This window comes from Nitrospira sp. BLG_2, from assembly GCF_049222245.1.
Window position 1 is genome coordinate 1 of sequence record NZ_JBLYIG010000138.1, and the last position, 6,188, is coordinate 6,188.

At 52.5% G+C, this 6,188-nt stretch carries 11 protein-coding genes; 3 read left to right on the plus strand and 8 right to left on the minus strand.

What is annotated here, in order from left to right; genetic code table 11:
• Window positions 1-96 precede the first annotated feature (96 nt).
• Window positions 97-441 (minus strand): DUF2292 domain-containing protein, encoded by a 345-nt coding sequence (locus tag ACOSYY_RS03920; protein ID WP_421660963.1) that lies wholly within the window; start codon window positions 439-441, stop codon window positions 97-99.
• A 274-nt stretch (window positions 442-715) separates the two neighbouring features.
• Between ACOSYY_RS03920 and ACOSYY_RS03925 the strand changes: the two genes are divergently transcribed.
• Complete coding sequence (locus tag ACOSYY_RS03925) at window positions 716-982, plus strand: hypothetical protein (protein ID WP_421660964.1); 267 nt, start codon at window positions 716-718, stop codon at window positions 980-982.
• 24 nt (window positions 983-1,006) lie between these two features.
• Entirely contained in the window at window positions 1,007-1,615 is a 609-nt protein-coding gene (locus ACOSYY_RS03930) for a hypothetical protein (protein ID WP_421660965.1), read from the plus strand.
• Window positions 1,616-1,682: 67 nt separating this feature from the next.
• On the opposite strand, the gene ACOSYY_RS03935 is transcribed toward ACOSYY_RS03930, so the two are convergent.
• From ACOSYY_RS03935 to ACOSYY_RS03950, 4 genes are all read right to left on the minus strand, one after another.
• On the minus strand, window positions 1,683-2,159 hold the full coding sequence (locus ACOSYY_RS03935) for a response regulator (RefSeq protein WP_421660966.1): 477 nt from the start codon (window positions 2,157-2,159) through the stop codon (window positions 1,683-1,685).
• Between the two features lie 9 nt (window positions 2,160-2,168).
• Window positions 2,169-2,345, minus strand: a complete 177-nt coding sequence (locus ACOSYY_RS03940) for a hypothetical protein (protein ID WP_421660967.1) — start codon at window positions 2,343-2,345, stop codon at window positions 2,169-2,171.
• 327 nt (window positions 2,346-2,672) lie between these two features.
• Entirely contained in the window at window positions 2,673-2,912 is a 240-nt protein-coding gene (locus ACOSYY_RS03945) for an NIL domain-containing protein (protein WP_421660968.1), read from the minus strand.
• 434 nt (window positions 2,913-3,346) lie between these two features.
• On the minus strand, window positions 3,347-3,565 hold the full coding sequence (locus ACOSYY_RS03950; protein ID WP_421660969.1) for a hypothetical protein: 219 nt from the start codon (window positions 3,563-3,565) through the stop codon (window positions 3,347-3,349).
• A gap of 414 nt (window positions 3,566-3,979) precedes the next feature.
• On the opposite strand from ACOSYY_RS03950, the gene ACOSYY_RS03955 reads away from it, so the two are divergent.
• Window positions 3,980-4,243 carry a hypothetical protein gene (locus tag ACOSYY_RS03955; RefSeq protein ID WP_421660970.1) on the plus strand — a complete coding sequence of 88 codons (264 nt, stop codon included), beginning with the start codon at window positions 3,980-3,982 and terminating at the stop codon, window positions 4,241-4,243.
• Between the two features lie 434 nt (window positions 4,244-4,677).
• Here ACOSYY_RS03955 and ACOSYY_RS03960 read toward each other — a convergent pair whose 3' ends face one another.
• From ACOSYY_RS03960 to ACOSYY_RS03970, 3 genes are all read right to left on the minus strand, one after another.
• The gene (locus ACOSYY_RS03960) at window positions 4,678-5,052 is read right to left on the minus strand and encodes a hypothetical protein (RefSeq protein ID WP_421660971.1); all 375 of its coding nucleotides are present in this window, start codon (window positions 5,050-5,052) and stop codon (window positions 4,678-4,680) included.
• Window positions 5,053-5,119: 67 nt separating this feature from the next.
• On the minus strand, window positions 5,120-5,572 hold the full coding sequence (locus ACOSYY_RS03965; RefSeq protein ID WP_421660972.1) for an IPT/TIG domain-containing protein: 453 nt from the start codon (window positions 5,570-5,572) through the stop codon (window positions 5,120-5,122).
• Between the two features lie 22 nt (window positions 5,573-5,594).
• Window positions 5,595-6,188 (minus strand): substrate-binding domain-containing protein (locus ACOSYY_RS03970; protein ID WP_421660973.1); only part of this gene is annotated, 594 nt, incomplete at its 5' end.

Genomic DNA, 6,188 nt, shown 5'->3' on the forward strand with positions numbered 1-6,188 from the left:
CGGTGGTCCGGTCAGTTCGTTGATAAAGAAAGTAAAGATTCGGAGAAAACGAAGGGAGGGACGCCCATAGTCATATGGGTAGTCCTAAGACCGTTCTTAACTTCTCATTTCATCGCTCCTTATCGAATTTGTGACCGTCAAATCATATGTTTCGCTCCGCTCAATCTGGACCACCTTGGAATCGTGAATGAGGATTTCAACTGACCCATTCCGGAGTTCCTTCAAAGCAAGGAGAATATCTTGTACAACCGTCTGAGCAGAGCAGGCCCTTACTGACTCGCGGTCATCCACTAGAGTCGGTATTCCGTTTTGCGAGCGTGTGTCCTGGGAAGCAAACAAGTGTTCGAAGGACAACCTCGCATCGTTTTCGAATTTGCCACGCAAAATTGTCATTCCACTCGCGCCAATGTGACGTGCGTATTCGATGCTTGCCAAGCACATTGAGTGCCGGAGTGGAAGATGAAACCGTTTGACCCGAGCTCGAGCCGAACAAATACAATAATTACTATCAGTTACTCTGTGGTGCGCACAGATCTACTAACATGGATCAAACCAGCGTATTTCCATGTGAGCGGTTTAAAGATGGGCGAACAGTGCGAAAGTGCTCTTTTTGTAAACCCGCAGAATTTCCAAACAGGGCAACTGCGGCTGATTTGTGGAGATTGGCAGCTGTCTATGAGGGCACTTGAAATGCATACATCTAAACATAGAGATCATGATTGCCTTATTGTCCATTCTCTTCCTCCTTCTCCCGATATTCTTCACAGTCGAACTTATCCATGCGAAGCCCATCAAGATTTCAGCGGCCAAGACTGCTCCGCTGGCGATTGAAAAAGTACTCTCCCGGATCGAACTAACTCGTCCCTTGCTCCACAAGCTCGGTATGGGTGGAATCGAGGCTCTTGCCGAGACCCTTCAGACCTCAACGGCGGGGAGCCCACACTGGAAAACTGCACTGCTGGAAACGTGTTTACCGATTTAACGATCTTTACAGAAGGAGGACGGTATGTACTATTCAGTGCTGCAACGGACGGTTGTTCTAGTGGGCATTCTTTTCTGGGTCAGTTTGTCCCTTGGTTGTACGAACGTGGTGAGACCGATCTCCTCATCGGAGGGCATGACCACCGAGGACAAGCAGGGGATTCTAGTCGGAGGCATTCATCTGGCGCAGAATGACAAAGAGCTTTCGGCAGATCACAATGGGTCAATGTACATGAAATGGTGGATCCAAGAAGAGACACATGGGACCGACATTCTGCTAAGCCGCCTTCCGCTTGACGGTCCCTTCGCGGTAAAGCTTCCTGTCGGTTCGTATCGCGTCACAGACGTGAGTCTCCATACCAGCAAGGGAATATGGCATATAGGACTTCCAAAGAGCTTCACGGTTCACTCCGGAGAGTGTACGTCCCTCGGGGTGTGGAAGCTTGAGCCGCAATCCGAATTCCGGTCCGGATGGCTCACGCCGGAGCGTGTCGATGAGCGGGGACTGACGCAGAATGATCGAGGACACATCATTGAACCAAAGGGCTGCACACTAATGACTGCTCCTCATTCCAACGAGCAATCCGCCATGAGAGTGAGCCTGTATCGATGGGACGAACTAGTGCGGCCATGAACTGCGGTGCGTCACAAGAGGATACGAAGATGCGGCGGACAATGCGTTGTGTGCCTGGATTCTTCCGTCACCTTTGACAGATCGTATCGGCACACAACAGTTGGTTTTTTCCACCGGAACGGTTGGATGTGGAGCAATCCTTAATGCGGTTGGTCCCTTGATCGACTTTGACACGACGAAGCTTTAACATTTCGACTGCCCTGGCAGTCACTGTGTCGAGTTCTTCGAAGTCGACTGTCTTGATTAGAAAATCGTACGCCCCTAACTTCATTGCCTCCATGGAATCTTGCTCGGTACCATATGCCGTCAGCACAATGACCAGGGTGGAGGGGGTGAGTCGACGGACCTGCTTCAGGGCTTCAAGTCCATTGATGCCGGGCATTTTCAAATCAAGCAGCACGAGATCTGGAAGGTTGCGCTGAAGCGCCTCTAGCAATGCGTTTCCTGATTCATAGCCGACGGCGAAATGCCCCTGTCGAGTCAGGCGCTTCACAATCGCTGTGCAAATGACTTGCTCGTCGTCTGTGACAAAAATTGTTGCCAAGAGTCTTTCCTATTCTAACTTCCCTGGGATCAGCCGTTTGCTGATGGGAGTTTGGCACCAGGTGCAAAGGCGATCAGGTAATGTCACCCACATAGATCCGTGAAGCAGAGTTTGAAAGGAATCGACGATCCCTTGCGCCTGGGTCAGCGCGGCGACTTCCGACCTCGCGGGTTCTGTAGGTCCCATCGGAAGTTCCATTTTTTGCATCGTTGTAGGCGGAGCGGGCAGCCATGAACGAGACTCATGTTGTGCAGGGAACCCACACACGGTCGACGTTACGAGTCACTCCTTCCGCATCCGGGATGTCGATATCACTATGTAGATGAGGCCTACAATGGTGCACACCAGGAACGATTCGATGATCCATGGCATCATAGAAAGTCACTTCTTTCCATATCATCAGGGGACTGGAACGTTGGATGGTTGCCCAGTCAATCCCATTGGTTCCATTCCATGTGTAACTAAGACATGCAACTTGGATCTAACGAGTTCAGTCATATGCTTCACGCCGTATCATTCCACCACATTTAATTCGATCGGATCGACGCCACAGCCTTTGGCTCGCAGCCCGGCGATGGCCCGTTCAATTTCCACCGTGTCACCGGATAACTCCACGTCAGCCCAGCCTATGGTCTCGCGGACATCCGCTCGTCTAATATCGGTCACCACGTGATATTCGCGCCCCACCTGATAGAGGATCGGCTCTCTGATGTTGCCTTCGGGAAAACGGATATGGAAACGGAGATGTGTCATGGTTATCCTCCCGCGATCACCAAAACGATGGAATGTACGTTTTGAAAAGAGCTTCATACGAGGAGGACACGTTTCAGCACCTCCATCAGGTAATGAATCACGCGAACAATATTCGCGAAAGAGGCTTCGGCTAGCGCGATCGATTCTAGGCTTGGTGAAGCCGATGACTGAAGAGATCCTCGAAGCTCCAATCGTCATGCGGTGGCAAGCATATACAGTTTGAGCCGATCACAACGATGGGGACTTAGATAACAGGCCATCGGCTCGTATGCTGAAAAATGCATCGTGGACACGTGTAGTGAACGAACTGCCCGCCACCGACCAGTCGTTTTCTCATGAGTACTTTACACCAGGTGCAGAGGCGCTCCGGGAGTGCTGTGACCTTGGGCGGAACTGCATCAGGCATGGCGATCCTCCAGTCGCAAGGCTGAAGTTTAGAGTGAGTCGATGATCTCTTGCGCCTGTCTCAGGGCAGCGACTTCTGCCTCCTCGGGGGTTCTGAAGATTCCGTCAGAACGCCCTTTCTTGCATTTCCATGCTTTGCTTCCAAACTCAAAAATGACATAGTGACAGCTCCAGGTGCCGTCCGCCTGTTGCTCCCGCCGTCTCAACTCAATCCAACGTTTCGTATAATCCAACATGGGGGTTGCCATCGACATTGGCACCTAGGAAGTGCACAGAATATGCCAGCCGCCAATCTTCAACAGGAATGCAAATCGCCTCAAAAAATAAAACTTGCGATAAGGAGAAGAGGGCTCTCTGTTGGGTATCCAGCAGAAACTGTCTATGTACTGTTGATTAATCAGCTGGTACCAGGCCATCCGTTATGATCGGCATACTGTCATGAAGATGTTGGGTTATGTATTCGGTCAGGAGCACTCTGAGAAAGGTATAGTGGGTAAGGGGTACTATGCGCTCCTTTTCAACGTGGAAGATAGGCAAGTGGCCACCATCGCACCTGCATCTCGGTGGATAGCACGTGGCATATTCTCCCGTCGCGACGGTCTTCATCCTCTCCAGGGGCTGAGTCCATCCGCGACTATCGGCGCGCCCTCAACGTGACATCGATGGCGCTCCTGGCCCAATACGACTGTTCAAATCCAATATTGATGAGCGGCATAGTGTCTGCATTTGCCTGTGCCATGGTACTTGAGGTGGACAATGGTCCTGTTGATACGATGACGGCGATTGGAGGAAACAACCATGCCGGATTACAAGAAGCGCAAGATCAAGTTAGCTCCTGGACAGCGAGCAAACGGGACCTGGCAGTGTCTTTATCGCATTATCGAAATCAGGTCAACCTGCTGGAAGTTCCACAAAGGGCTCTCTAACGGCAGCTTCGGATCCCGCGAAGAGGCCGCAGCTGCGGCACTCCAAGAGGCGAAACGCATCATCGATTCACTAGAACTTCCTGGACAAGCTTCGTTATACGAACCCGGTATGATTGGACGAATAGGCAGGAAAATCCTAAGACGGCTAACGTGCTTGCTTTGGCGGTCTCGCGCGATAGTACACACCATCAAGATCGTGGCATGATCGGTCAGTGCTCGACGCGACGCAAACCGACAGAGACATTGCGATCTATCGATCCGCCGGCTCAGAGGATCAGACCTCCAACCTGCGGTTTTACAGGCACCGCAGTCTTCACCTACGATTCCGTCCTCCTCGCTTATGTAAGATGAATCAACATTAATCAACGACACATGACAACGTGGGGGTATGTGAATACACACACTAAAACTACAGCTCAATTGCGCAGGCGGTACTACTCGCTTTGGTGTGGGGTTGCTGAGGCGGATGGCATGTCGGCGGTGATGCAGGACTGCATGAGCTCAACCTGGCAGTGCCACGATGTGGCCGCGTCATTGACACGGCGCACCACATCAGCCGGCTTCACGGTGCCGGTAGCGATATCCACCAGCACATGGTCGGGGATGCGGTTGAAGTAGACGCCGGTTACGCCGGGAATGGCCTGCAAGACGGTGTTCATTTCAACTTCCTTGCTGCCGCAGCCGGATCCGCTCAGCATCAAGGGAAGTCGCTCTTTGGTGATCGGATTTGCCGACGTCGGCAAGGAAATGGAAAGACTTGCTATCAACAGTACGGCCGAGACCGCTCGTTGGCACCGGAATGTTTGCATGAAATGAACTCCCAGACAAGACAGCATCGTTCCTAAAATACACGATGCGGATAATATTGTCGAGTTGCTACTGGGCCTGCACTAAAAAAGCTTTTGAGCGGGCGTTGCCTCCGCCGGCGACGACATCAATGAATGACATGCCGGGCTGGACATCGGGAACTATCACTTCGAGGGTCGTGTCGTTCACGAACTTGTAGTCGATCTTGGCGGGACCGGCCGCACTGAATGCCACACCGCGGAAACAGTCTCTCGTCCCGAAATTCTCGCCGTTGATGGTAATCGTTTCTCCCGGTTTGGCCTCGTCCGGCTCCACACGCAGGATCCTTGGTTTTCTGCTGCTGTCGCAGACAGGGTCTTTCGCGACTTTTTGTTCGTCATGGCCCTTGATCGATTCCGTATCGTGCAGTGTGTAGCCCGCTCCGTCGACGATCACACCATCTTCGGCAACCGAGTCTAGAGGCAAACAGGCGAGTCCCAATAATGAGACCATGAGCAAGGAAAACAGGAATCGGGGAGACATCGTGACCTCCTTCGATGGAGAATTACTTGTTCGGCATCGGAACATAGATTTGTCCGATAATCATTTGTCCGGGAGGGGAGAGCGCAAATTGTGCAAAGGCCTCAACCAGGGTGTTCGGCTCCTTCTTCGAAAGCAGCAACAGAGGCCGGCGGAGACTGTAGCGACCGTCCTTCACGGTCGGCACTTCCGGCTCGACCTTATCCACCGGCAGCAAGCGGACGGCGACGCCGCTCGAGACGGCAGGGAGGCCGGTGCTCAACGAAATATAGGCGGCTGCGGAGAGGGGCGGCAGCGTACCGACGACGGTTTTCACGACGACTTCGTCCTCGCCGATCACCTTGGCGGAATCAGGAATGTTGTCCACTATCCCGAGTTCAGTCTCGAAGGCTTCCCGAACGGTCTGATGACGTGGCCTATCGATCAGGAGAATCTTGGTCTCCGGTCCGCCCAATTCCGACCACTCCTTGATCCTTCCCGAAAAAATGGCGGCGACTTGCTGCTTGGTCACCTCTTTGGTGAAGTTTGATAAATGGACCAAAATGCCGATCCCATCCCAACCTATCTGAGTCGCTGCTAAAACCTGATCCTGAGCCCCTTTGACGGCAATCTGTGCCTG